Source organism: Rhizobium sp. SYY.PMSO (genome assembly GCF_046840415.1).
Classification (GTDB): domain Bacteria; phylum Pseudomonadota; class Alphaproteobacteria; order Rhizobiales; family Rhizobiaceae; genus Rhizobium.
The window spans coordinates 1,911,300-1,936,630 of the sequence record NZ_CP177349.1 but is presented as its reverse complement, the minus strand read 5'-3'; the positions used below and the strand labels follow the sequence as shown (position 1 = coordinate 1,936,630).

The window sequence follows — 25,331 nt, the reverse complement described above, 5'->3', positions numbered from 1 at the left end:
CAAGGTACAGCCAGCGACGCTTGTCGCGGCTTGAGATCTTCCTATCGATCTTATGTGCAGGTGATGGACATAGCTAAACAAGGCGAGCCGGTCAATGCGCGCTTTTGCTTTCCAGCCAAGGAATTCGGGCTTCCGGGTGCAATTGCATTGATCGTCACAGTTGGTCTAAGAGACAGCAACATGACATAGGTGGCCGGGCGATCGCCTCCGGCCTGCTTCAAGGAGTTTAAGACATGATCCGCGAAACCCTTTCCAACGCCCAGAAGGACGCCATGAAGGCCAAGGATACGGCGAGGCTTTCGACCGTCCGTCTCATCCTTGCCGGCATCAAGGACAAGGACATCGCCAATCGCGGTCTCGGCAAGGAGCAGGCGAGTGAGGATGAAATCCTGCAACTGCTCGCCAAGATGATCAAGCAGCGCGAGGAATCGGTGAAGATCTATATCGACGGCGGTCGTCCCGAGCTGGCGGACAAGGAGCGCGAGGAAATCGCCGTCATCCAGGGTTTCATGCCCGAGCAGCTTTCCGAAGAAAAGGTGCGCGAGATCTGCGTTGCGGTCGTTGCCGAGCTCGGCGCGCAGGGGCTGAAGGACATGGGCAAATGCGTGGCTGCCCTGCGTGAGCGCTATGCCGGTCAGATGGATTTCGCCAAGGCTTCGGCTATCTTGAAGGAACTGCTGAAGTAAAGGCTTGCTTTGCCCGCGGCCTGCGGGTGTGCCGTAGGCCGCGGGTGTTTTCCCAGGCGGCGTCGATGATGGCGAATTTTTCCGCCTGATAGTTGCGATACTCCTGGATGAAGCCGCTGGAAAGCCAGAGCTGACTTCGTCCCGAAGAGCCGGTCCATCCGACGCTTTCCATTTTTACTGCCCGGTTCATGAGCCGTTTTGCGTGCGTTCTGGAAATGAGGAAGCGGCGGCAGATATCGGTGAACGCGATGCGCCCGACGATTGCCTGTTGCGTTGCCGGGTCGATCTTGCCGGCGCGGGAGATCAGATAGTCCATAATGACGCCGCCGGAATTTGCCCAGGTGAAGAGATCGAATGTCTCCCCCGGATGGCGCAGGGCGTCGCTCTGGATGATGCCGACGGAAATCGCCGGCTGCAGGACGCTGATGAGCTCCGGCCGTCTGGCAAAAAGAGCGTTGCGTTTTCCGCCGTCGAGGCGGTCGAGCATGCAGAGATGGATGCTCAGCCATTTCGCCAGCTGCTTGACGGCTTCTTCGGTCGGCTCCATCGGCCGCGCCCGTCGATCTGCGCCAACCGGCACGTAGCGCAGCAAGCCAAGCGTCTGCATGTCCTGAAGGAAGCTGAGGGCGGTGTTGTGGCTGGCAATGCCCCGGTCGACGATATAGTTGGCAAAGCGATTGGCATGAATGCCGGGCGGCTCTCCATCGATGCCGCCGCAATACAAGGCGAAACCGGCGAGCGCCATCAGCCAGCGCTGATGCGAAGCAAAAATGGAACACACACCCTGATTTTCATCATAAGTGGATATTATTTCTCTAGTATAGCTTAGGATTTCTTTGAAAAATTCCGGGTCTTGAGCAAGTTCCTTCGCGGATAAAGACATGCAGCCGTCTCCGATGAACCGAGCAAAGTGTCAAATTGTCTGAAGAGAATAATTATCAGGACCGCATATAGGTAGATAATAAAGGATATCCATCGCGGTCGCGGCGTCAAGATACTCGCGATGCCGGCCCAGAATGATCCGCAGCCCATATGCGTTGCCGTGCTGCCATGAAACGGAAGATGTCGCTGAAATTAGAGAAGGCAGGAGCTGGGGGAGCTCCTGCCTTCTTGCGCTTTGCAGGCGTTTGATGACGCAGGGTGGGGCCCAAAAATCAAACGTCTATTGCAAAGGCACTCAGGTGGGGCGGCGCCGGGGGTAGGGATGGTGCCCCACCTGAGTATCTGGTGAACCTATCTAAAAACCTTGACTTCCCGCGGCAGCGCCAATGCCTGCAACGGCAGTCTCGACATTTGAACCTTTACGCCTGCCGTGAGAGCAGGGATTTTCATATTTACCGGCAGCTGATATCCGGCGCCGGCATAGAGCACATTCTTGTCGTCAACACTGCTGTTCGTCGTGGCCGAGCTGTAAGTAGCTGTAGCAAATATGGCCGCGGCGGCTAGCGGTACGATAAGAATACGCATTTCCTCTCCTAAACTGAAAGCCCTGTACCTGATGGCTTCCCGTTCGTCCGGGGCGTCTCGGCATGTCGCGTCGCGAAGCAGTTTCTTCGCCGGCTTGTCTCGCCCTGTGAGAAGAACGCTATTGCGGCGCACATCAACAATCAAATTACAAAAAAATAATGTTTGGCTTACGAACCATGCCGCAAATACGCCGCCGGAGAGTGTCGCCACGGAACAACCGCTTTGCAGCTTTTGATTGCGGGAGGCGCGGTTTTGAGTTGCCGCCATCGACCGCAGGCTGTGCAAGTCATTGCTTTCTCGCGGATTTTCTTACACCAAACAGTTACTCCATGGATACCGCCGGTCTTGTTTTCCTTAAGCGGGAAGAGCATTCGGGCGATCCCTGGCAAGTTGAATGCAGCTTTTGAGCGGGGCGTGGACGGGAGCGAATCCGGATAAAAGTTCACGGAGTTGTGATCGAAGGGGTGCGGAAGCCGCCTCCTGCAGAGGGCTGTGAATACCGGGGGACGTGGGCAGCGCGTCGTGGCAAAGCCTTACATTCCTGTTTATATGGGATGAGCCAGAGGTAGCCATGCGATTTTCCAATACGTTTCTCGACGAGATTCGCGACCGCGTTTTGATTTCGGACGTGATCGGCCGCCGTGTGACCTGGGACAGGCGCAAGACCAATGTGCCGCGCGGGGATTACTGGGCCTGCTGCCCGTTCCATGGGGAGAAGTCGCCGAGCTTTCACTGCGAGGATCGCAAGGGCCGCTACCACTGCTTCGGCTGCGGCGTCACTGGCGACCATTTCCGCTTCCTCACCGAGCTGGAGGGGCTGAGCTTTCCGGAGGCGGTGCAGCAGATCGCCGATATGGCCGGCGTTCCGATGCCCGTTGCCGACCCGATGGAGGCCAGACGCGAGAAGGAGCGCACGTCGCTGCTCGATGTCATGGAAATGGCGACACAGTTCTTTCAGGATCAGTTGCAGACCGCCAACGGTGCGAGGGCGCGGGCTTACCTGCGCGATCGCGGTCTCAGCGGTCGCACCATCGAGACCTTCCGCCTGGGATATTCACCCGACAGCCGCAATGCCCTGAAAGAGCATCTCGCCGGCAAGGGCGTACTGAAGGAGCAGATGGAGGCGTGCGGCCTCGTGGTGCATGAGAACGTGCCGGTCTCCTACGACCGCTTTCGCGACCGCATCATGTTTCCGATCCTGTCTTCCCGGGAAAAGGTGATCGCCTTCGGCGGACGTGCCATGTCGCCCGATGCGCCGGCGAAATATCTGAACTCCAATGAGACCGAGCTCTTCCACAAGGGCAACGTGCTCTACAATTTCACCCGCGCGCGGCGTGCTGCCCAGGGAGCCGATGGCGCCGGCACCATCATTGCGGTCGAAGGCTATATGGATGTCATCGCCCTGCATCAGGCCGGCGTCGAGAATGCGGTTGCACCGTTGGGAACGGCCCTGACCGAGAACCAGCTCGATCTTCTCTGGAAGATGACGCCGGAGCCTGTCCTGTGCTTCGACGGCGATGGAGCCGGCATCCGCGCCGCCAATCGTGCCGCCGACCTCGCCCTGCCGCATATAAAGCCGAACCGTACCGTGCGCTTTGCCCTGTTGCCCGATGGCAAGGACCCGGACGATCTTGTGCGGCAGGACGGACGCGCGCCATTTGACAAGGTGCTGGCGCAGGCAAAGCCTCTCGCCGACCTGATCTGGGCAAGGGAGGCCGGCAGCGGCACGTTCGAAACACCGGAGGCGCGGGCGGAGCTGGAGGCGCGCCTCAGGCGGATCGTCTCCGTCATCGGTGACGAGGACGTGCGTCGTCACTATCAGCAGAACATGCGCGAGCGGCTGAACGGGCTCTTCCAGCCGCAATTCCAGCGGGGCGGCGGTCAGAAGTCACGCGGCTTTTCCCGTGACGGCAACGGCCGTTCCTTTCCCGGTCGCGGCGGACAAGCGCGGGGCGCTCCTCCCATGCCGACGACGGCATCCGAACGTCTTGCGCGTTCGGCCATGATCGTCGGGCATCAGGATATTCCGAGCCTGCGCGAAAGCGTGCTCGCGTTGACCATCGTCAACCATCCGGCGCTGCTGCAGGACGAATATGACGAGATCGCCGCGATCGACTATGATAGCCGCGAACTGCAGCGTCTTTGGTCGGCCGTTCTCGGGATTGCCGCGACTCTGGTCGGTCCCCAGCTCGTTCGCGAACGTTTGATGGAGGAATTGGAAGAGCAAGGTTTCGGCAGCCTGCTGAAGAATCTCGAGCAGCAGGTTCGCAATGCCCGCCTTTGGACGGCGACCGAGGCTGCCGCCATGGAGGATGCGCGCGAGGGCTATCGTCAGGCACTTGCGCTTCATAAGCGCTCGAAAGCGCTGCGCTGGCACAAGATCGAACTGGAAGGCGCTATTGCCGAAGCGACCGAAGAGGGTGACGGTGAAGCGATCGAGCCGTTGATTCGGGCTTTGCAGGAAGTGCAGCTCGAGGCGTTGCGACTGGAAAATCAGGAGGCGATCATCGATGGCTTCGGCGTCCTGTCGGGTCGCGTCAAAGGTGCCGCTGGAAAATAGGGAATAAATGCCTCAGCCTGAAAGACAAGAGCCGCGGTTTTCCGCAGACGACGCATTGTTCGGCGAGCGTAGCAGTGCGCCGGCGCCGCTGGATGTCCTGAAGCGTGTCTATGGCTATTCCGCCTTTCGCGGCAAGCAGCAGCAGGTGGTCGAGCATGTCGTCGCCGGCGGCGATGCCGTGGTGCTGTTTCCGACGGGTGCCGGAAAATCGTTGTGCTTCCAGATCCCCGCCCTTTGCCGAGACGGTGTCGGCATCGTCGTCTCGCCGCTCATCGCCTTGATGCGGGATCAGGTGGAGGCGATGAAGCAGCTCGGCATTCGGGCGGCTGCGTTGAATTCGTCCTTGTCGCGCGAGGAGGCGAGCGATGTCTATCGCGCCATTTCCGCAGGCACGCTCGATCTGCTCTACGTCACGCCCGAACGCATCGCGACGGAGGGCTTCTGCCAGATGCTCGGTCGGGCAAGGATCGCGCTTTTCGCGATCGATGAGGCGCATTGCGTTTCTCAATGGGGTCATGACTTCCGGCCGGAATATCGCGATCTGGGCAAGCTTGCCGGGCTTTTTCCCGGCGTGCCGCGCATCGCGCTGACGGCGACGGCCGACCCGCATACTCGCGACGACATCATCGAGCGGCTGGCTCTGGACGATGCGGCGGTCTTCACCACCAGCTTCGACCGGCCGAACATCGCCTACGAGATCGTCGAGCGCGACCAGCCGCGCCAGCAATTGCTGCGCTTTCTCGATGGCCATCGCGGCGACAGCGGCATCGTCTACTGCCTTTCCCGCGCCAAGGTCGAAGACACGGCCGAGTGGCTGAACGGGCAGGGCATTCGTGCGCTTCCCTATCATGCCGGCATGGATCGATCGCTTCGCGACGCCAATCAGGATGCGTTCCTCAAGGAAGAGGACCTGTGTCTCGTCGCGACCGTCGCTTTCGGCATGGGGATCGACAAGCCGAATGTGCGCTATGTCGCCCATCTCGACCTGCCGGGATCGGTGGAGGCCTATTATCAAGAAACGGGCCGCGCCGGGCGCGATGGCCTGCCGTCGAACGTCTGGATGGCCTACGGCATGGCCGACGTCATCCAGCGGCGGCGAATGATTGACGAAGGCGGTGCGTCCGAGGAAATCAAGCGCGTCGAACGGGCGAAACTCAATTCGTTGCTCGCGATCTGCGAAACGGCGGGATGCCGGCGCCAGTCCATTCTGGCGCACTTCGGCGAGGCCCATGGCGGCGCCTGCGGCAACTGCGACACCTGCCTCAAGCCTGTCGAGACGTGGGACGGCACGGAAGCGGCGATCAAGGCGCTCGCCGCGGTCTATCGCACCGGCGAACGCTTCGGCACCGGCCATGTCATCGATGTGCTGATGGGGACAGTCAACGAGAAGACCGAGCGCTTCGGACATGTCGACATGCCCGTCTTCGGCGCGGGCAAGGATATTCCCGCCCGCACATGGCAATCGATCTTCCGGCAATTGCTGGCGAACGGCTTCTTGAGCGTCGATCATACCGCTTTCGGCGCCATGAAGCTTGAGGAGCAGGCGCGGCCGGTCTTCAAGCGCGAGCGGCAGGTCTTCTTCCGCAAGGATCGGCCCGAGACGGGTCGCCGCGGCAAAAAGGCGGGGCGACCGGAGAAGCAGGCCCATGGCCTTGCCGGCGATGCGCAGGCTCTGTTCGATGCACTGCGGGCCGAGCGGACGCGGATTGCCCGGGAGTTGGGCGTGCCGCCCTATGTCGTCTTTCCGGATACGACGCTTATCGCCTTCGCGACGGAACGGCCGAAGAGCCGCAAGGATCTTCTTGGGATATCCGGCGTTGGGCAATCGAAGCTCGAGCGCTACGGCGAGGCGTTCCTGGCCGTCATCGCGGAATTCTCCGGGCGGTGACAGGCTGCGATCGCTGCCGCGCGCGGCGACCGCAATCCTACATGCGTACGGTCATGCCGCCGTCGACGGTCAGCACATGACCGTTGACGAAGGAGGCCGCGTCGCTGGCGAGAAACAGCGCGGCACCGGCGATCTCGTCCGGCCGTCCCCAGCGCTGGACCGGAATGCGCTGGCGTACGAAGGGGAGAAGCTCTTCATTCGCGGCCATGGCGGCATTCGTTTCCGTTGCGAACCAGCCGGGAGCGATTGCGTTGCTGGTAATGCCGTAAGGGCCGAACTCCACCGCCATGCCGCGCATCAGGCCCGTCAACCCCTGCTTGGCGGCGGGATAGACACAGTCTCCGGGCATGACGACATGGCCGCTGATCGACGTAATGGAGATCAGCCGCCCGTGATTGTGTCGCTTCATCAATCGGGCGGCATCGCGGGAGAGCATGATCGAGGCGGCCAGATCCGTGTTCAGCAAAGCGAGAATCGCTTCGTCGTCAAAGTCGGCGAGGGCGCGCCTGTCGCGTGCGCCGACATTGTTGATCAATATGTCGAGCCGACCGTGTTTCGCTTCGATATCAGCCATCGTCACGCGCTGCGCCTCGCGGTCGGTAACGTCGAAGGCGGCGGCTTCGGCCAAGCCGTTTCGCTTTTGGATCGCCTCGACGGCCGCTTCCAAAGTGGCGGCCGTTCGTCCGTTGACGATGACATGAGCGCCGGCATCGGCAAGGGCTTGGGCTATCTCGAACCCAAGTCCGCGTCCGCCGCCGGTCACGAGAGCCACGCGTCCTTTCAGCGAAAATCTATCGAATATGCTCATGATATCCCCTTCCTTCACTCAGGGTCGCGGTTGCCTCTTCGGAGAAATAATGGACTCAGTCAAGTAATTTTTGCAATAGGGACGGGTGCGGATCATTATGGCGGGCTCTTCATCCCCATCACGAGGACGGATTTTTCGTTATGGGAGGGCATATCGCGCCCGCGTCATAGCCCCATGTATTTTTGCCGCTGGCGAATGCGGCAGCTGTGCTAATGCTATGTTATCACTCGGCCTGTTTCCGCCATGACCAGTAACGGAATGCGACAATGACCTCTGAATTCCTATCGCACCTGCGCAACGAGCTCGCCGGCCTGAAAGAAGCCGGCCTTTACAAGTCCGAGCGCATCATCACCTCGAAGCAGGCCGGCGAAATCGCCGTTGCCGGCGGTGCGCGCGTCCTCAACTTCTGCGCCAACAATTATCTGGGGCTCGCCGACAACGAGGAGCTTGCCGAGGCGGGAAAGAGAGCGCTCGATCGCTATGGCTACGGCATGGCTTCGGTTCGCTTCATTTGCGGCACGCAGGAGGAGCACAAGCAGCTGGAGGCGCGGATTTCCGCCTTTCTCGGCATGCAGGATACGATCCTCTATTCCTCTTGCTTCGATGCCAATGGCGGTCTGTTCGAGACGCTGCTGTCGGAAGAGGACGCCATCATCTCGGACGCGCTCAATCATGCCTCGATCATCGATGGCGTGCGGCTCTCCAAGGCGAAGCGCTTCCGCTATGCCAACAACGACATGGCAGCACTTGAAGAAGAGCTGAAAAAGGCCGAGGGCAGCCGCTTCAAGCTGATCGCGACCGACGGCGTGTTCTCCATGGACGGCATTATCGCCAATCTCGGCGGGGTCTGCGATCTGGCGGAAAAATACGGTGCCATGGTCATGGTCGACGACAGCCATGCGGTCGGTTTCGTCGGCAAGCATGGCCGGGGCTCGCCGGAGCATTGCGGCGTCGAAGGCCGGATCGACATCATCACCGGTACGCTCGGCAAGGCGCTCGGCGGTGCTTCGGGGGGCTATACGTCAGCCAAAGGCGAGATCGTCGAGTGGCTGCGGCAGCGTTCGCGCCCCTATCTCTTTTCCAATACGCTGGCGCCCGTCATCGCCGCCGCATCGCTGAAGGTCTTCGATCTGATCGAGAACGGTGCAGACCTGCGGGCCAGGCTCAAGGGCAATGCCGAGCTTTTCCGCAGCGAGATGACGAAGCTCGGCTTCACGCTCGCCGGCGCCGATCACCCGATCATTCCGGTCATGCTCGGCGATGCGAATCTGGCGCAGGACATGGCGGCGCTGATGCTGAAGAAGGGCGTCTACGTCATCGGCTTTTCCTTCCCGGTCGTTCCCAAGGGGCAGGCACGCATCCGCACGCAGATGTCGGCCGCCCATTCGAAGGCCGACGTCGAAAAAGCGATCGCAGCCTTCGCGGAAGCCGGAAGAGAACTCGGAATCATTTGAATTGGTTGGAGAGAGCCGATCATGTCGAACATGATGAAAGCGCTAGTCAAATCCAAGCCCGAAGTCGGGTTGTGGATGGAGCATGTCCCGGTTCCCGAGATCGGGCCGAACGATGTTCTGATACGGGTCAGGAAGTCGGCAATCTGCGGCACCGATGTCCATATATGGAACTGGGACCAATGGGCGCAGAAGACAATTCCCGTGCCGATGGTCGTCGGTCATGAATTCTGCGGCGAGATCGCCGAAATCGGCTCGGCGGTAACGAAGTATCACGTCGGCGAGCGCGTCTCCGGCGAGGGGCATATCGTTTGCGGCAAATGTCGCAACTGCCGGGCGGGCAGGGGCCATCTCTGCCGCAACACGCTCGGCGTGGGCGTCAACCGCCCCGGCTCCTTCGGTGAATTCGTCTGCATTCCCGAATCCAACGTGGTGCCGATTCCCGACGATATTCCCGATGAGGTCGCCGCGATCTTCGACCCGTTCGGCAATGCGGTCCATACCGCGCTCTCTTTCGATCTGGTCGGCGAGGATGTGCTCGTTACCGGCGCAGGGCCGATCGGCATCATGGGGGCGATGGTCGCCAAGCGCTCCGGCGCGCGCAAGGTCGTCATCACCGATATCAATCCGACCCGGCTGGCGCTTGCCCGTAAGGTCGGCATCGATCATGTCGTCGACGCTTCCAAGGAGAACCTCGCCGACGTGATGAAATCCATCGGCATGACCGAGGGTTTCGACGTCGGGCTGGAAATGTCGGGTGCGGCACCGGCCTTCCGCGACATGATCGACAAGATGAACAATGGCGGCAAGATCGCCATTCTCGGCATTGCGCCGGCCGGTTTCGAGATCGACTGGAACAAGGTCATCTTCAAGATGCTGAACCTGAAAGGCATCTATGGCCGCGAGATGTTCGAGACCTGGTACAAGATGATTGCCTTTGTGCAGGGCGGTCTCGATGTATCGTCCGTCATTACCCATCGCATCGGCATAGATGATTTTCGCGATGGCTTCGAAGCCATGCGTTCCGGCAATTCCGGCAAGGTCGTAATGGACTGGAATTGATGCCGTTTGGACACACTTGCGGTGCCGGCAATACCTGCCGGTGCCGGAAATGTGAGGCTTTATTTAGGATGCTCTTGTCATCGCGCGGGGACTTCCTAAATACGGGAAGCAATTGATTGCGGCGCGCGGAGCCTGTGGATAAGGCTTTTTCGCGTATTTAACGGGCTTTTTTGCTGGAAAAGCTTGACGAGAACCAAAATTCTGGGAATCACCGTTTGACTTCGGAAAGAACGGTAAACTGGATCGAGCGGATCACCTAATACCATGGCCGGAAATCCAAACGCAATCCAGCTTTGCAATCCGGTAGCGGTGATCGTGGTTAATCGGGCATTAAAGGTCATTCCGTTAGGTGTTCGTCGGTGAGTCGCGGCTGGTGCAGGGCGCGCCAGCCAGAGTGAATGTTTCACCGCGTATAAGTTTGCAGCGTCAGGGAAAGCGACGATATAGAGATGGCAACCAAGGTCAAAGAGAACGAAGAAGCTGAAGTCGAACGCGACGGCACCTCGGATGGCCCGCTTCTCGATCTTTCCGATGACGCGGTCAAGAAGATGATCAAGGCCGCGAAGAAGCGCGGCTATGTGACGATGGACGAGCTTAACGCTGTGCTTCCGTCCGAAGAAGTGACCTCCGAGCAGATCGAAGACACGATGGCCATGCTTTCGGACATGGGCATCAACGTCATCGAGGACGAGGATGTCGAAGAGGCCGGCGCTGCGGCCAGCGACGACGACGATGCCGGCGGCGACGAAGAGAGCGAAGGCGGCGAACTGGCCCCGACCAGCGGCTCCGCGCTTGCCACCGCGAAGAAGAAAGAGCCGACAGACCGCACGGACGACCCGGTACGCATGTATCTGCGCGAGATGGGTTCCGTCGAACTCCTGTCGCGCGAAGGCGAAATCGCGATTGCCAAGCGCATCGAGGCTGGCCGCGAAACCATGATCGGCGGCCTCTGTGAGAGCCCGTTGACGTTCCAGGCGCTCATTATCTGGCGCGACGAACTCAACGAGGGCACCACGCTGCTGCGCGAGATCATCGATCTCGAAACCACCTATTCCGGCCCCGAGGCCAAGGCTGCGCCGCAGTTCCAGAGCCCCGAGAAGATCGAGGCCGACCGCAAGGCTGCCGAAGAGAAGGAAAAGGCCCGCCGTGGCCGCGCTCCTTCCGGCGACGACGACATCACCAATGTCGGGGGCGAGGGCTTGCCGATCGAGGAGGAGGAAGAGGACGAGGACGAATCCAACCTCTCTCTCGCCGCGATGGAAGCCGAGCTTCGTCCGCAGGTCATGCTGACGCTCGACAACATTGCCGAAACCTACAAGAAGCTGCGCAAGCTGCAGGACCAGCAGGTCGAGCAGCGCCTGTCTGCTTCCGGCACGCTGTCTTCGGCGCAGGAGCGCCGCTACAAGGAACTCAAGGATGAACTGGTCAAGTCGGTCAAGTCTCTGTCGCTGAACCAGAACCGCATCGACGCTCTGGTCGAGCAGCTCTACGACATCAACAAGCGCCTCGTTCAGAACGAAGGCCGCCTGCTGCGTCTTGCCGAATCCTATGGCGTCAAGCGCGACAGCTTCCTCGAACAGTATCAGGGCGCTGAGCTCGATCCGAACTGGATGAAGTCGATCGGCAATCTGGCCGCTCGCGGCTGGAAGGAATTCGCCAAGAGCGAAAACACGACGATCCGCGACATCCGCCAGGAAATCCAGAACCTTGCGACCGAAACCGGCATTTCCATCTCGGAATTCCGTCGCATCGTTCATATGGTGCAGAAGGGCGAGCGCGAAGCGCGCATCGCCAAGAAGGAAATGGTCGAAGCCAACCTGCGCCTCGTCATCTCCATCGCCAAGAAGTACACCAACCGCGGCCTGCAGTTCCTCGACCTCATTCAGGAAGGCAATATCGGCCTGATGAAGGCGGTCGACAAGTTCGAATATCGCCGTGGCTACAAGTTCTCGACCTATGCTACCTGGTGGATTCGCCAGGCGATCACCCGCTCGATCGCCGACCAGGCGCGCACGATCCGTATCCCGGTGCACATGATCGAAACGATCAACAAGATTGTTCGTACCTCGCGCCAGATGCTGCACGAAATCGGCCGCGAGCCGACGCCGGAAGAACTGGCCGAAAAGCTCGCCATGCCGCTCGAGAAGGTGCGCAAGGTGCTGAAGATCGCCAAGGAGCCGATCTCGCTCGAAACGCCTGTCGGCGACGAAGAGGATTCGCACCTCGGCGATTTCATCGAGGACAAGAACGCGCTTCTGCCTATCGACGCCGCCATCCAGGCGAACCTGCGCGAAACGACGACCCGCGTTCTGGCCTCGCTGACGCCGCGCGAAGAACGCGTGCTGCGCATGCGCTTCGGTATCGGCATGAACACCGACCACACGCTCGAAGAAGTGGGCCAGCAGTTCTCGGTTACGCGCGAACGTATCCGCCAGATCGAAGCCAAGGCGCTGCGCAAGCTCAAGCACCCGAGCCGCAGCCGCAAGCTCCGCAGCTTCCTCGACAGCTAAGCCGCTATTGGCGCTGTTACGACATCGAGCCCGGTTCGCGAAAGCGAGCCGGGCTTTTCATTGAGAGTATCGGCTCAAGGTTCGCGTCATGGCAAGCAAGGCGGAGTTTTTGGAAATATCCCTGCCGGAACGACTGCGCGACCTCCTCGCGGGATACGCGTGGCGGCAGGATGCGCTCGGCCGTTCCTCGGCGCATGTCTTCCGGCTGGAAGCGGAGGGACGGGCTCCGGTCTATCTCAAGACCGAGCCTGCCGATCCCTTGGGTGAACTGGCCGGCGAGGTCGCCCGGCTGCGTTGGCTGGCGTCACAAGGGTTTGCCTGCCCGCAAGTCATCGCTCACGAGACGGATGGCGAGCGGGAATGGCTGCTGATGAGTGCGCTTGCCGGTGCTGATTTCGTTAGCGCAGACCAAGTGCCGCCGATCGAGCGGGTGCGCCTGCTGGCCCATGCCTTGCGGTGCTTGCACACCATCGACATTGCGACATGCCCCTTCGATCATCGGTTGGAGGCCAGAATTGGCGAGGCCAAGGCGCGGATGCTTGGCGGCCGCGTCGATGAGGATGATTTCGATGAAACCCGGTTGGGACGGTCGGCGCAGGATATTTTCCGGGAGCTAGAGGAGACAAGACCAAAGACGGAAGATCTTGTCGTCACTCATGGCGATGCCTGCCTTCCCAATTTCATGGCCGACGGTGCAAGTTTCAGCGGCTGCATCGATTGCGGCCGCCTCGGCGTCGCCGATCGCCATCAGGATATCGCGCTTGCCTGCGGCAGCATCGAACGCAACTTTGGGGACGGCTTCGTTGGCCTATTTCTGGAGGCCTATGGCGATTTTGAGCCACAGGCGGAAAAAATGGCTTATTATCGGTTGCTGGACGAGTTCTTCTAGCGGTGGATTTGCAGGTTCCCGCGCCGTGCGATCACGCAGGTTTGTTTTTGCGCCATTGCGGATCGCATGGATGCCTGACAAGTTCGATTTCGACAAATACCTCTTTCGGGGAGTGTTGTCGGATACCATATGTCTGCGGACCTGAGAGTCTTCTTGTCTATTTGCCGGTAAGGATCGAATGAATCGATGCGCAATTTCCTCTTGATCGCTTTCTCCGCACGAGCCATCCGCTGAACGATGGAACAGGCCGAGGCAAAACGGGATAAGGAGATGCGGCCGGGCTTTGTCCTGTCGATCCTCCTGCACGTCCTGTTTGTCGCCATTTTCCTGCTGCCGCTGCTGCCAGCGCCGCCGCAGGCAAAGCCGGAGCAGAGCGTCAACGTCGAGCTGGTGCCGCAGCAGGAGGAAAAACAGGAGCTTGCGACCAAGGCGAACGAGAAGCCCGATCAGCCTCCGAAGCCGACGCCAAAGCCTGATGAGAAGCCGCAACAGCAGACGGCCGACGCCAAACAGGAGCGACCGCAGCAGCCTCAGGGAAAGAAATCGGACGAGCAGCCGCCGAAGCAATCCGACCCTCAGGGCAAGCAACCCTCGGAAAAGCCCCCGGCCAAACCTGATGAGGCAAAGGCCGACAAGCCCGAAAAACCTGACGATCCCGGCGCCGATAAGCCTGTCGAGAAGGCCGAACAGCAACCTTCTGCGACGGAGACGCCCCTTCCGGATATGAAGGGCGATCAGAAGGACCCGAACACCACGCAGCAGCCCGAAACTTCGGAGCAGCCGAAAGACGATACGCCGCCGACGCCGGGCGATGCGAAGGCCGAGCAGGAGCAGGAGGCTCAGGCTGCAGCGGAGGCTGCTGCGCAAGCCCAAGCTCAGGCCCAAGCGGAGGCGGCGCAACAGGCGCAGGAAGCCCAACAGCAAGCTGACGCCAAGGACCAGCAAGCCAATGCGGTTCAGCCGCCGGCTAGCGATTCGGCCGAGAAAGCTTCTTCCACGGCCCCCGATGTGCTGGCGACCAACGAGCCTTCGGACTCGCAGGTGCAGCAGCCACAGGCCCCATCGACCGATCCGAACGATCCGCAGGCGCAACAGGCCGCACAGGCGCCCTCAACCGATCCGCAGCAGCAATCTCCTGCCCAGAAGGCAAAGGATCCGCCGCAGATCGTCGTTCCGGCGGTAAAGCCATCTCCGGCGCAGCAAAGCTCTCAGAGCCAGTCCGCTTCGAGTAGTCAAGGAGATCCGGCAAGTGGCACGGCATTGGTCACTGAACCGCAGTCGCTTAAATCAATTGTGCCTAAACGGGCCGTTCAGGCCAAGAAGCTTTATTCGGGTGCTGAGATGACTCGTCTCTCGAAGAGTGACTACGACGCCTGGAAGAAGCTGCCACGGCGCCAGCGAGTAAAATACCTCTGCAATTCTGAAGAGAAAATGCAGTTTGGTCGCGATTTTCGCGCAGTTGGATACGTTTACGCCAATTCAGCTCTGTCGCAGGCGATGCTTTCTGATATCAGCCTATTCGGTGACGGTGCTATAGTGCAAACTCCCAATGGTTGGCGGAGGGTGGCATTCACTTGCGAAGTGGATAGCGATGCCCTCAAGGTTATAGCTTTTTCTTACACGGACAGGGGGCTCCTTTCGCCAGATCAGCTCGATAAGCTAGGTTTTGTTGGAAATTGATGCGGCTCCTTTGGCGCATCCACCTGAAACAATAGTTTATTACAGACCCCAATCGAAATCCGGCTCATTTCATCATACAATTGGCTGTATCTACCTGATTCAGTGTCCTCCCATCGTTTCGTGACGTTTCCGATGTCTTCGATTACAGCCGATTCCAGCTCCGTGGCCGCGAGCCGCTCCACCTTGCGCGGTGTCCTTGTGGCATTCGCGGCCTATGTCGTTTTCGCCTTCAGCGATGCCTCGATCAAGATCCTGCATGGCGTCGTTCCATCCTATCAGGTGGCCTTTATCGGCGCGCTGTTCGGTTTTGCCGCCGTGCCTTTCCTGAAGCGGCGGGAGGACGGCTGGCTCGATATGGTGAGGACGTCGAGCCGTCCCTTCTGGCTGTTGCGCTTCATCTGCGGCGCGACGGGCGCCATCTGCTCGGTCATCGCCTTTACCAAGCTGCCGATGGCGGAGGCTTTCGCGCTGCTCTTCCTGCTGCCGTCCTTCGTGACGATTCTTTCCGTCATTTTTCTCAAAGAGGACGTGCGCTGGCAGCGCTGGACCGCCGTCATCCTCGGTTTCGTCGGCGTATTGATCGTCCTGCGCCCCGGCTTTCGCGAGCTGTCTATCGGGCATCTCTGCGCAGCTATCGGCGGTCTTGCGGGCGCGATCTCCATCGTCATCAATCGTGCGCTCGGCTCGAAGGAAAAACGCATCTCGCTCTACGGGGCCGGCCTCTTCGGGACGATGATCGTCAGCGGCTTCCTCATGCTCTCCGAAGTCACGATGCCCACGCCGACGCAATGGATTTTCCTGGCGAGCTATGGCCTGCTTGGCGCTTTCGGCAACGTCCTGCTGTTGAATGCCGCGCATATGGCGCCGGCCAATCTGGTCGCGCCGCCGCAATATAGCCAGATGCTCTGGGCCATCGCCTTCGGCTACCTGCTGTTCAACGACAGTATCGACATGCCGATGGCATTCGGCATCGTGCTTATCATCTTTTCCGGCCTGTTGACGCTGGCGCGGGAGCGCAGGCGCGGCACGCCGCTGCCGGCTGCTGTCGCCGGCAATGCGCAGGCGCCGCTGGCGACGGCGGCGGACATAAAGACCCCGGCCGACGTCTGAGCTTGTGTCCCGATCGGAGATGCGCAAAACTGCCTGTCACAGGCGATGATCGGTTGTCATCGCGTCGTTTGGGACGGCAGAGTTGGCTGCCAAAGGGGGGCGGATGAGGTCCGGCCAGTTCACGATATTCCGATCCAACACGGCCGGCATCGAGGTTGTGAGAGCCGAAACGGGCCACAGTTTTTCCAAGCATACGCATGATCAATTCGGCATCGGCATCATCGAAGCCGGCGCACAGGCATCGCTTAGCGGGCGCGGGATGGTGCGGGCCGAAGCGGGCGATATCATCAGCGTCAACCCGAACGAGGTGCATGACGGCACGCCTGTCGGCGAGAGCCGGGCATGGTCCATGCTTTATTTCGAACCCCGGCTCATCGGCGAGTTGTTGCGCGACATCGGCGAGGGCAGGTTTGGCGCGATGGAGTTTCCATCGCCCGTCATCCGCAACAGCGAGATGGCCACGCGTTTCAAAACCCTGTTCCCGCTTCTGATCGAGGCGGCTGCCCAGAATGTTCTTTTGCGGGACGGGCTGCTCTTGTCGCTCGTTGCCGGCGTGATGCGCCAGGGCGGAGGCAGATCGAGTGACAATGCCAGTCCCGCGGTCGTCAGCCGGGCGCGGGATCGCATCGATGACGATCCCGCCGCTCCCTTGACGCTTGCCGACCTTGCCGAGCTCTGCGGGTTGAGCCACTACCGCTTTCTGCGGGCTTTCGCCAAGGCGACGGGACTAACGCCCCATGCTTACCTCATGCAGCGCCGTATTCACGAGGCTCGGCGGCTGATCGCGGCTGGTACATCCTTGGCCGAGGCTGCCTTTGCCAGCGGCTTTGCCGATCAAAGCCACATGACTCGCCTCTTCGTGCGCAATTTCGGCATCTCGCCCGGTGCCTATGCAGCGGCCATGGGGTGAGGCGTCTGCAATTTTGTTCAAGACCGGGAGGTGAGGATGCGGTTTTCTGCTGGGGAAGCAGGAGCAGCAGAAGGAGGCATCATGTTTTTCCGCCATTCGAACGAGATGTGGGCCGGGTTCCCCGAACTGGTCGCCGGCACGCTGTTGGCCGAAGGGATCACCGCGACCGCCGATGCCATCAATCCCATCGCCAGATATCATGCGGCCGCTGCGGAACGGCTGGCGCAGGGTCCGGAAAGCGAGATGCCGGAAATCCAGGCATGGCGGCGCGGCTTCTCTAGGATGGGATTGAAGCCGACGCAATATCGCTGTGCGTCCGAAGCGCTGCTTCGCCGCTTTCGTCAGGAAGGGACGCTGCCGCGGCTGCATCCGCTCGTCGACCTCTGCAATGCGGCCTCGATCGCCTTCGCCATTCCTGTCGCCGTTTTCGATCTATCGAAAGTGTCGGGCGATCTCGAGGTGCGGCATGCCGATGGCAGCGAATCCTACCTGACCTTCGCCGGGGAGATGGAGCACCCTGAGGCGGGAGAAGTGATCTTCGCCGATACGGCCGGGCAAGCACATGCCCGGCGCTGGACCAACCGGCAGAGCGGCCTTTCCGCCGTGCGCGACGATACGCGCTCGGTACTGATCGTCGCGGAAGCGATGCATGACTCGGCAGGCGACGACGTTCCGCGGCTGATCGGTGCGATTGCCGCCGATCTGGCGGCCATCTGGTCGATCGAGGCCAGACGAGGTCTCCTCGATGTTTCTTCACCGCGATTTGATCTGTCACCTGCGATGAATTTGCAACCGCAGCAGAAACGAGATTGACAAGACGTGCGTTCAGGCAGAGCAGGGGGGCAGTAGAATTTCCGACGGTTGAGAAAACAGGTCTGCCAGCGTCCATGCCGGCGGACGAAGAAGGCTCATGGATACCCTGCAAAACCTTGACCGGCCCGGCGTGCTCGGTCACCCCGGCTATCGTTCGTTCGTTGCGTCGCGTGTCTTTTCCTCGATAGGTTTTCAGGCGGTGACGGTCGCCATGGGCTGGATGATCTACGACCAGACCCACAGCGCCTTCTACCTCGGCCTCGTCGGCTTCTGCCAGTTTCTTCCCATGGTCATCCTGACTTTCGTCGTCGGTCATGTCGCCGATCGGTTCGATCGGCGCCGCATCGGCCTTGCCTGCCAATTGATCGAGGCGCTGACCGCCGTGGTGTTGGCTGTGGCCGTCTGGCAGCATTGGATAGGGCCGGCGGGCATTCTGGCCGCTGTTGCCGTCATGGGGGCCGCGACGGCCTTCGAGCGTCCGACGATGGCGGCGCTGCTGCCCAATATCGTGCCGTCGTCACTGCTGCAGGTTGCCATCGCCACCTCGACTTCCATGATGCAGACCGCCTTCATCATCGGTCCATCGCTCGGCGGCCTGCTTTATGGCGTCAGCCCGGTCGTGCCGTTTGCGGCTTCCGCCGTGCTTTACGTCATCGCGAGCTTCAACGTCATTTCGATCCGGCTCGAGCGGCTGCAGTCGCCATCGCGCGAGCCGATGACCCTGAGCTCCGTCTTCGCCGGGGTTTCCTTCATCCGGAGCCGGCCTGTCATGCTGGGTACGATCTCTCTCGATCTCTTTGCCGTTTTGCTTGGCGGCGCGACGGCGCTGCTGCCGATGTTTGCGCGCGATATCCTGCATGCGGGTCCCTGGGGGCTCGGCCTGTTGCGCGGTGCGCCGGCGGTCGGGGCGCTGATCATGTCGATCTGGCTGGCGCGACGGCCGCTGCAGACCGATGTCGGCAAGAAGATGCTGTTTGCAGTGCTTGTTTTCGGCGTTGCCACGATCGTGTTTGCAGTGTCGAGCAACATAATTCTTTCGGTTGCCGCGCTCTTCGTCGTCGGTGCTTCCGATACGGTGAGCGTCGTCGTGCGTAGCTCGCTCGTGCAACTCCTGACGCCGGATGCCATGCGCGGTCGCGTCAATGCGGTGAATTCGCTGTTCATCGGCACATCCAATCAGCTTGGCGAGTTCGAGTCGGGCATGCTTGCCAGTGCGCTTGGGCCGGTCCTGACCGGCATCGTCGGCGGCGTCGGCACCATCGTCGTGGTGCTGCTCTGGATGCGGCTCTTTCCGGACCTGACCAAGGTCAAGACGCTCAAAGGCTAGCGCCTTCCATCCTGCCGACGCGTTTCCTCGATCACGCTTAGGCCAACGTCCCGCAGCAAATGTTTGTTTGCCACAGGCAAGATATCCCGTTTACGGCTATTTTGCGCCTGCCGTTCTGCATCGTTTTTCGGAACCAGGCGCGCGATCCAGCGCTTTACGCGGAGACCATGAAAGATCTTCATCTGTCGCGGCTTTCAAAATTTTTCGACAAATGAAGGAATGCGCTTTAATCGATGCCATGTATAATGAAGCCTCTTACGCGGAAACATGCAGTATTTTCATGGGAAAAAGGCCTCTTCCACCGTTGTCTGTGCTGCAGACATTCTGCGCCATTGCGCAGACTGGCGGTTTCGGGCGCGCTGCGGAGCAGATCGGGCAGACGCAGACGGCTGTCAGTCATCAGCTTGCGCAACTGGAAGGATGGATCGGGGGACGATTGTTCGATCGGGGCCGAAATGGCGCCAGACTGACGCCGTTGGGTGCCCGCCTGCATTCCGCAATCGCCGGCACGATCTCCGATCTGGAGGCGGCGCTCTATCAGGCGCGTGCAAATGTTTCGATCCGCAGCGTGACGGTTTCCATGTCGCCGGAGTTTTCCAGCCAATGGCTGGCGGCGCAGCTGCCGGATTTCTGCAGGCGGCATCCGGAGATCGAGGTGAAGGTGGCCGTTGGCTATCAGCGCCCGGATTTCCAGCCCGGTGGCGTCGATCTCGCCATCTGGCTCGGCCGTGCCGCTGCAGGGCTTACCCATGAGGAGTTGCTGACGGACGAGGAGTTTGTCGTCAGTTCGCCGGCACTATCCAGGCAATTGCCGCCCCGCGAGGCGATAAGAGCCGCTCCGCTCCTGCGATATGCCGGCATGCGGCACACCATATTGGATTGGCAACGCTGGTACGAGCAGATTGTCGGCAGTAACGACGCAGCGGCAGATGCAGTCTTCGATATCGCGCGAGCGGTGGAGGAGGCTCCTTTATTCGAGTCCTTCACCGACATGCTTGACGCCTGCCGGCAAGGGCGCGGGTTCGCTCTCGTTCGCAGTTCGCTGGTTGCACGCGACCTTGCCGAGAAAACGTTGGTGCGATGCTTTGTAGAGGTGCAGCCGGCTGCCGTCGGCTACAATCTTCTCTATCCGCCAAATGCTTTGCAAAATCCGGCCGCAGCCCTGTTTCGCAACTGGCTGCTCTCGCAAATCCGGTCGGCGGCCCGGGCGTAGCCGCGTATCAATCGCGCAGCCGGATCAGGCCGGCCTCGGTCGGTGCGAAGCCGAGCTTTCGATAGAAACCGGTCAGGTGCGGCTCGAAATCGACATGCAGCCATTCCGCGCCGCGGTCGCGCGCCAGCATTTTCGCCCGTTCGATCAGGTTGCTCGCGATGCCTCTGCCACGAAAGGCCGGATCGACGCATGTATCGAGAATGAAGGCGTGAATGCCGCCATCCCAGGCGACATTGACGAAGCCAATCAACGCAGAGCCCGCAAATGCGCCGACATGGGCGAGATTTCTGGAGAGGATCGGCTGGAAATCACGCGGCCTGGAGCGACCCCATGCCGTCGTCCAGAGGGCATTGAGGGCCTCGTTTTCAAGGTCCGGATCGTGCCTGTATTCTATGTCCATTGCGCATTCCTCTGGATGGACCGCTTGACGAACCCTTCATACTTGCAGCCCGGCGGCCGGAAAGCGGAAAAATATACGCGGCCCATGTCGGATCGCGCCGTCGTCGGCCGTCCTTTGAAGGCGAGCATAGAACAAAGGAGGAAAAAATGTCCTATGTCGACGGTTTCATTGTCGCCGTGCCGAAAGACAAGATCGAAGCTTACAAGGATTTGGCGCGCATGGCCGGAGCGGTCTGGCGGGAGCATGGTGCGCTGACCTATGTAGAAGCCATCGGCGACGATGTGCCTTACGGCGAACGCACATCCTTCCCGCGCGCAGTACAGGCGACGGAAAACGAGGTCGTGATATTTTCGTGGATCACCTATGAATCGAAGCAGAGCCGCGATGCGATCCTGGCGAAGGTCATGGCCGATCCGCGCTTGAAGGACCAGATGGAAAATATGCCCTTCGATGGCAAGCGCATGATCTACGGCGGTTTCAACATTGCCGTCGAGGTATAGGCTGCGGCGGCGGTCGGGCTTGACATTCCGGCCGCTGCGCCCGACCTGATGCGGATCGCTGTCGCCATATCGGGGGATGCCATGCCGCAAACCGTTGTCACTTTGTCCACTCACGGCCAGGGGCTTTATGAGTTCACCGATGAGGCTGCGGAATTCGTCCGGAAGGTGGCGGGCGGCGATGACGGCCTCCTGACGGTATTTGTCCGCCATACCTCCTGTTCCCTCCTGATTCAGGAAAATGCCGATCCCGATGTGAAGACCGATCTCAAAGCTTTCTTCAGCCGTCTTGTGCCGCCATCTTCCGACCCGTCGATGGGGTGGATCGTACACACGATGGAGGGGCCGGACGATATGCCGGCGCATATAAAGTCCGCGCTGACGCAGGTTTCGATCGGTATTCCCGTGATGCGTGGCCGGCTGGCGCTGGGCACCTGGCAGGGAATCTATCTTTTCGAGCATCGCGACCGGCCGCATCGGCGCGAAATCGTGCTGCATTTTTCCGCCTGAACGAAGAGTTAGTCCTGCGTCAACTGGTTGTTAACCCTCATGAATACAATCTGAACGGACAATTCGCGTTCGGTTCAGCTTGGCTGACCTAACGTGGCCCCAATCCCAAAGGCAAGGCATCGCCCGATAACGGGATTGCAACGATCCACAGCAAGGATTTGAAGGAGAAACACCATGACCAATCTTTTCGCCAAGGCAGGCATTGCAGCTATCATCGCGCTCGGTGCCATTTCTGCAACGGCCGTTACTGCATCGGCCAATGATTTCCATCCGGGCATTCACCAGGTTCGCTACGACCACGCGCGCGGTCGCACTTGCTCGCCGGGCCTCGCCGTTCAGAAGGCACGCGGCATGGGCTTGCGCCGCGCTCGCGTCGACAACATCACGCCGCGCCGCGTCGTGGTCGAAGGCTTCGGCCGCCGCGGTCCGGATCGGGTATTCTTCGCCAATGTGCCGGGTTGCCCGCTGATTCGCCGCTAATCGCACCGATCGGGTTTTCCACATTTATTCGATGGATTCGAAGCCGCCTCCGAAAGCGAGGCGGCTTTATTTTTTATCTGTGCTATTATCGGCCATCTGGTGTGATTTTCGCGTTCATTGTAGCTGAATAGTGAATGAATGGCTGATTCTGAGCTCGTTCAGTATCGCGGCGCTATTGCTTGGGCGTTCGCTCGGTAAATTTGCGGATATGGGGAAGCCTCTTCGCTTCATGGAGAACACGATGAAACAAATGCTGGCAAGGTTGGGGGTCGCCGCTTGCGTTGCCGTGACCGCGTTGTCGGGTGCCGCGGATTTTGCCTTTGCGCAGGGTATGGATATTTATGTCGGTCCGGGCCGGCATCGGCCGCCACCGCCGGATTACGATCGGCCGCCGCCGCGCTTTGATCGCCGTGGCTGCGATCCGCGTCAGGCCGTCGATGTCGCTCGCAGCTATGGCTTGCGCCGTGCCCGTGTCGTGGATGTGACGCCGCGGCGTGTCATCGTCGATGGTTTCGGCCGTCGCGGTCCGGATACGATGATGTTTGCCAATGTTCGCGGTTGCCCGCTGCTTGGCCGCTGACAAGCATTGCGGGCGCATGTAGCGTCCGCTTTCATTCTCCGACCTTTTCGCCTTTTTTGGCGGGGGCCGCGAAACCGCCCTTTGCTCGACCTTGATGGCTCTGAGCGAAGGGCGGTTTTGTTTTGGCTACTGCTGGATTGCGTAGGTGATGCTGACCGATGCGTTGTACTCGTTCTCGCCGGTGGCGACGGGGACGGCCTTGTCCATTGGCGCCGCAGCGGCCATGGCACGCATGTAGGGCTGCGGCGGGGCTGCGACGCGACCCTCATGGATCGCAATGAGGCGGCCGAGCTTGACGCCGGCCGCGTCCGTCAAGGTCTTGGCCTTTGCGGCGGCATCGGCGACCGCATTCTTGCGGGCTTCTTCGAGAACCGCATCCGGCTTGTCATTGGTGAACTGAATATCGCCACCCTGGTTGATGCCGAGCTTGACTGCCTGGTCGAGCAGCCCGCCAAGCTTGGAGAGATCCCGCACGCGAACGGTGAGGCCGTTCGTCACCTGATAGCCGTTCAGGACCGGCGGCTGGGCGTGGCCGTCCTTGTCGTTCGGATAGGTATATTGCGGCTGGATCGAGAAGCCCGAGGTCTGCAGGTCGCGCTCGGCAATCCCGCTTTCTTTCAGCGTCGCCAGCACCGCACCCATGGCCTTGTTGTTCTGATCGAGCGCATCCTGCGCGGCTTTCGCCTGCTGCACGACCGACAGCTTCACCACAGCCATATCCGGCGCAACGGCGGCATGTCCTTCGCCGGTGACGGTGATGACAGCCTCGCGGGGCTTGGCATCTTCGGCAAATGCCGCAGCCGCGGGCACGAAGAAATTGGCGCTGACAAGAGCGGCAAGAGTAAAATCTCTGGTTTTCGTCAGTAGCATGGTTCGTTCCTTGGTTGATATTCCCTCGGGATTCGCTTTTGCGGATTGATTGTGAAGGTATTACGGCAGTCCCTTGTCGGAAAAGAGAAATTGGGTTAGAGCCAAATCGACTTCGGAGAACCATTGCTCCGGAGTCGCAAGCGCGACGTCTTTTCTCGTGCCGGGCCTGTAGCTCAATGGTTAGAGCCGGCGGCTCATAACCGCTTGGTTGGGGGTTCGAGTCCCTCCGGGCCCACCAGTTAAATCAAGGGCTTAGCGCGGATTCTTCCTTATCTGGCTAAGCCCTTGTGCATTTTTGGGCAACATTTTGGGCAGCATTAGATAGGCGATTGAAGCCGCGTTTCGAACTGGTCAATGTCCAATTCCAGGCTGAAGCGGTTCCGGCCAAGGCGCTCGACGACGTATTCCGTCTTGCGAGCTTTTGCCTCTTTGGTCTGACATGGAAACTTGAGCAACTCATTGAATGCAGCCGTCTCGGCATCATCCGCCGCCTGCGTCTCTTCCTCCGGAGCATCGGCAGGATCGGCGACAGCTGCGAATGCTGCCAGCGCTGCACGATGTGCCTCGATGCAGTCGTTCAGGTTCTCAAGCTCCTGCACGGGAGCCGGAAGCTTTTCCAGATAGGCCAGAGCGACCGTGAGCATCGTCTTGGCGAGAGGCGATGTCTGGAACATCATCAGCTCCGTATCAGCGAGCCGAAGAGCGGCCATCGCGCTTTCCCACGTCGTTGTCGGCTCCGTCCACGCGTCCAGCTTGTCGAGCGTGCAGCCGACCATCTCCTGCCACAGGGCATCGTCACCGGTCGTAGGGTGATCGTCGTATGCCTTCACACCAGCGTGGTAGGCGTTGATCAGGTCGAGAAGGGGATCAGCGCTCATCGTGCGGCCTCCCGATGGGCGTCGAGCATCGCGCAAGCGTGTGTCAGCCTCGCGCGCGCTTCCGACACGCCCTCTTGAAGCGCATTGATCTCGCCATCGGGCTCGCTTGCCATTGAGTCCAGAGCGAAATTGATTACATCGAGCATCCCTCTGGTATGGCCGAGTTGATCGACAACATCGATGAGTGAAGGCACGCCTTCGGCGGCGGCCGGAACGGGTTTGTTCGGCATGGCATTTCTCCTCTGTTTCTATGTGCATAATTATTGCCACGCTTAATCTTTTGTCAATAGATATTGTAATAGTTATTGCACCATAAATGAGATCGGTATATTTTCCGAACATCGAAGGAGATTATCTTTATGGGTAGGCCGCCAGTCCCAACGCACCTGAAACGCGACAAGCGCCTTGTGGTGATGCTGACCGAGGAAGAGACAGCGCAGCTTGCCAGGGCCGCTGGGAAAGCCGGAACGGCTTCCCTAAGCGATTGGGTTCGAGAGGTATTGCTTGCTGCCGCAAAGCCGCGCGATTAAAGCAATCGAAGCGGGATATTGACTGAACTCCACGCAATCTGACAGTGTGTCTCACGCGTCGAGGCTCACCCATGATCAGATTAGCGACAGCAACAAGTATCTTCCTTTTGGCGTGGACAGAATGTCACGCGTTAGATTTGATGTGTTCCGAATTCAGGCCCATGCTCCAAGATCGTCAGCTTGAGCGGCCTACGATGCCAGATTGCGCTTCA

General features: G+C 60.1%; 25 protein-coding genes and 1 tRNA gene. 18 read left to right on the top strand and 8 right to left on the bottom strand.

What is annotated here, in order from left to right:
• Positions 1–233: 233 nt before the first annotated feature.
• Complete coding sequence (locus tag ACJJVH_RS09410) at positions 234–686, top strand: GatB/YqeY domain-containing protein (protein WP_113356587.1); 453 nt, start codon at positions 234–236, stop codon at positions 684–686.
• Here the strand turns inward: ACJJVH_RS09410 and ACJJVH_RS09405 are convergent.
• Together ACJJVH_RS09405 and ACJJVH_RS09400 are read right to left on the bottom strand one after the other, a co-directional pair.
• Complete coding sequence (locus ACJJVH_RS09405) at positions 661–1,467, bottom strand: hypothetical protein (protein ID WP_412063782.1); 807 nt, start codon at positions 1,465–1,467, stop codon at positions 661–663. The two genes, ACJJVH_RS09410 and ACJJVH_RS09405, sit on opposite strands and share 26 nt — an antisense overlap.
• 452 nt (positions 1,468–1,919) lie before the next feature.
• Positions 1,920–2,438, bottom strand: coding sequence for a hypothetical protein (locus ACJJVH_RS09400; protein WP_412063781.1), 519 nt, complete (start codon positions 2,436–2,438; stop codon positions 1,920–1,922).
• Positions 2,439–2,724: 286 nt separating this feature from the next.
• Here ACJJVH_RS09400 and dnaG point away from each other — a divergent pair, with 286 nt between their 5' ends.
• Positions 2,725–4,713 carry a DNA primase gene (gene dnaG, locus ACJJVH_RS09395; RefSeq protein WP_412063780.1) on the top strand — a complete coding sequence of 663 codons (1,989 nt, stop codon included), beginning with the start codon at positions 2,725–2,727 and terminating at the stop codon, positions 4,711–4,713.
• A 7-nt stretch (positions 4,714–4,720) separates the two neighbouring features.
• Entirely contained in the window at positions 4,721–6,601 is a 1,881-nt protein-coding gene (gene recQ, locus ACJJVH_RS09390) for a DNA helicase RecQ (protein ID WP_412063779.1), read from the top strand.
• A 37-nt stretch (positions 6,602–6,638) separates the two neighbouring features.
• Here recQ and ACJJVH_RS09385 read toward each other — a convergent pair whose 3' ends face one another.
• Entirely contained in the window at positions 6,639–7,409 is a 771-nt protein-coding gene (locus tag ACJJVH_RS09385; RefSeq protein WP_412063778.1) for an SDR family oxidoreductase, read from the bottom strand.
• A gap of 266 nt (positions 7,410–7,675) precedes the next feature.
• Between ACJJVH_RS09385 and ACJJVH_RS09380 the strand changes: the two genes are divergently transcribed.
• A complete protein-coding gene (locus ACJJVH_RS09380; RefSeq protein ID WP_412063777.1) occupies positions 7,676–8,863 on the top strand; it encodes a glycine C-acetyltransferase in 1,188 nt (395 codons plus the stop codon).
• Positions 8,864–8,884: 21 nt separating this feature from the next.
• Positions 8,885–9,922, top strand: coding sequence for an L-threonine 3-dehydrogenase (gene tdh, locus ACJJVH_RS09375; RefSeq protein ID WP_112803856.1), 1,038 nt, complete (start codon positions 8,885–8,887; stop codon positions 9,920–9,922).
• A 95-nt stretch (positions 9,923–10,017) separates the two neighbouring features.
• Here tdh and ACJJVH_RS09370 read toward each other — a convergent pair whose 3' ends face one another.
• Positions 10,018–10,263: a hypothetical protein gene (locus ACJJVH_RS09370; protein ID WP_162704085.1), complete on the bottom strand. Its 246-nt coding sequence runs from the start codon at positions 10,261–10,263 to the stop codon at positions 10,018–10,020.
• A 108-nt stretch (positions 10,264–10,371) separates the two neighbouring features.
• Here ACJJVH_RS09370 and rpoD point away from each other — a divergent pair, with 108 nt between their 5' ends.
• The 8 genes from rpoD (at position 10,372) to ACJJVH_RS09330 (ending at position 20,374) form a co-directional block, all read left to right on the top strand.
• On the top strand, positions 10,372–12,432 hold the full coding sequence (gene rpoD / locus ACJJVH_RS09365) for an RNA polymerase sigma factor RpoD (protein WP_112803857.1): 2,061 nt from the start codon (positions 10,372–10,374) through the stop codon (positions 12,430–12,432).
• A gap of 88 nt (positions 12,433–12,520) precedes the next feature.
• Positions 12,521–13,321 carry an APH(3')-II family aminoglycoside O-phosphotransferase gene (locus ACJJVH_RS09360; protein ID WP_412063776.1) on the top strand — a complete coding sequence of 267 codons (801 nt, stop codon included), beginning with the start codon at positions 12,521–12,523 and terminating at the stop codon, positions 13,319–13,321.
• 237 nt (positions 13,322–13,558) lie between these two features.
• Positions 13,559–15,001 (top strand): DUF930 domain-containing protein, encoded by a 1,443-nt coding sequence (locus ACJJVH_RS09355; RefSeq protein ID WP_412063775.1) that lies wholly within the window; start codon positions 13,559–13,561, stop codon positions 14,999–15,001.
• A gap of 132 nt (positions 15,002–15,133) precedes the next feature.
• Positions 15,134–16,111 (top strand): DMT family transporter, encoded by a 978-nt coding sequence (locus ACJJVH_RS09350; RefSeq protein WP_412063774.1) that lies wholly within the window; start codon positions 15,134–15,136, stop codon positions 16,109–16,111.
• Between the two features lie 103 nt (positions 16,112–16,214).
• A complete protein-coding gene (locus ACJJVH_RS09345) occupies positions 16,215–17,021 on the top strand; it encodes an AraC family transcriptional regulator (protein WP_412063773.1) in 807 nt (268 codons plus the stop codon).
• Between the two features lie 81 nt (positions 17,022–17,102).
• Complete coding sequence (locus ACJJVH_RS09340; protein WP_112803862.1) at positions 17,103–17,834, top strand: phenylalanine--tRNA ligase beta subunit-related protein; 732 nt, start codon at positions 17,103–17,105, stop codon at positions 17,832–17,834.
• A 97-nt stretch (positions 17,835–17,931) separates the two neighbouring features.
• The gene (locus ACJJVH_RS09335; RefSeq protein WP_112803899.1) at positions 17,932–19,161 is read left to right on the top strand and encodes an MFS transporter; all 1,230 of its coding nucleotides are present in this window, start codon (positions 17,932–17,934) and stop codon (positions 19,159–19,161) included.
• Between the two features lie 280 nt (positions 19,162–19,441).
• Complete coding sequence (locus tag ACJJVH_RS09330) at positions 19,442–20,374, top strand: LysR substrate-binding domain-containing protein (protein ID WP_412063772.1); 933 nt, start codon at positions 19,442–19,444, stop codon at positions 20,372–20,374.
• Positions 20,375–20,381: 7 nt separating this feature from the next.
• Here the strand turns inward: ACJJVH_RS09330 and ACJJVH_RS09325 are convergent, their stop codons facing one another.
• Positions 20,382–20,774: a GNAT family N-acetyltransferase gene (locus tag ACJJVH_RS09325; RefSeq protein WP_113369627.1), complete on the bottom strand. Its 393-nt coding sequence runs from the start codon at positions 20,772–20,774 to the stop codon at positions 20,382–20,384.
• A gap of 146 nt (positions 20,775–20,920) precedes the next feature.
• On the opposite strand from ACJJVH_RS09325, the gene ACJJVH_RS09320 reads away from it, so the two are divergent.
• The 4 genes from ACJJVH_RS09320 (at position 20,921) to ACJJVH_RS09305 (ending at position 22,841) form a co-directional block, all read left to right on the top strand.
• Complete coding sequence (locus tag ACJJVH_RS09320) at positions 20,921–21,274, top strand: DUF1428 family protein (RefSeq protein WP_113385813.1); 354 nt, start codon at positions 20,921–20,923, stop codon at positions 21,272–21,274.
• A gap of 81 nt (positions 21,275–21,355) precedes the next feature.
• A complete protein-coding gene (locus ACJJVH_RS09315) occupies positions 21,356–21,781 on the top strand; it encodes a secondary thiamine-phosphate synthase enzyme YjbQ (protein ID WP_112803902.1) in 426 nt (141 codons plus the stop codon).
• Between the two features lie 174 nt (positions 21,782–21,955).
• A complete protein-coding gene (locus ACJJVH_RS09310; RefSeq protein WP_112803864.1) occupies positions 21,956–22,261 on the top strand; it encodes a hypothetical protein in 306 nt (101 codons plus the stop codon).
• Positions 22,262–22,502: 241 nt separating this feature from the next.
• Complete coding sequence (locus ACJJVH_RS09305; RefSeq protein WP_112803903.1) at positions 22,503–22,841, top strand: hypothetical protein; 339 nt, start codon at positions 22,503–22,505, stop codon at positions 22,839–22,841.
• Between the two features lie 126 nt (positions 22,842–22,967).
• Here the strand turns inward: ACJJVH_RS09305 and ACJJVH_RS09300 are convergent, their stop codons facing one another.
• The gene (locus tag ACJJVH_RS09300; RefSeq protein ID WP_412063771.1) at positions 22,968–23,711 is read right to left on the bottom strand and encodes an SIMPL domain-containing protein; all 744 of its coding nucleotides are present in this window, start codon (positions 23,709–23,711) and stop codon (positions 22,968–22,970) included.
• Positions 23,712–23,873: 162 nt separating this feature from the next.
• On the opposite strand from ACJJVH_RS09300, the gene ACJJVH_RS09295 reads away from it, so the two are divergent.
• Positions 23,874–23,949 (top strand) — tRNA-Ile (locus ACJJVH_RS09295).
• Between the two features lie 79 nt (positions 23,950–24,028).
• Here the strand turns inward: ACJJVH_RS09295 and ACJJVH_RS09290 are convergent.
• On the bottom strand, positions 24,029–24,589 hold the full coding sequence (locus tag ACJJVH_RS09290; RefSeq protein WP_412063770.1) for a hypothetical protein: 561 nt from the start codon (positions 24,587–24,589) through the stop codon (positions 24,029–24,031).
• Positions 24,586–24,819 carry a hypothetical protein gene (locus ACJJVH_RS09285; protein WP_412063769.1) on the bottom strand — a complete coding sequence of 78 codons (234 nt, stop codon included), beginning with the start codon at positions 24,817–24,819 and terminating at the stop codon, positions 24,586–24,588. The genes ACJJVH_RS09290 and ACJJVH_RS09285 overlap by 4 nt, the downstream gene beginning before the upstream one ends.
• Positions 24,820–25,331 lie beyond the last annotated feature (512 nt).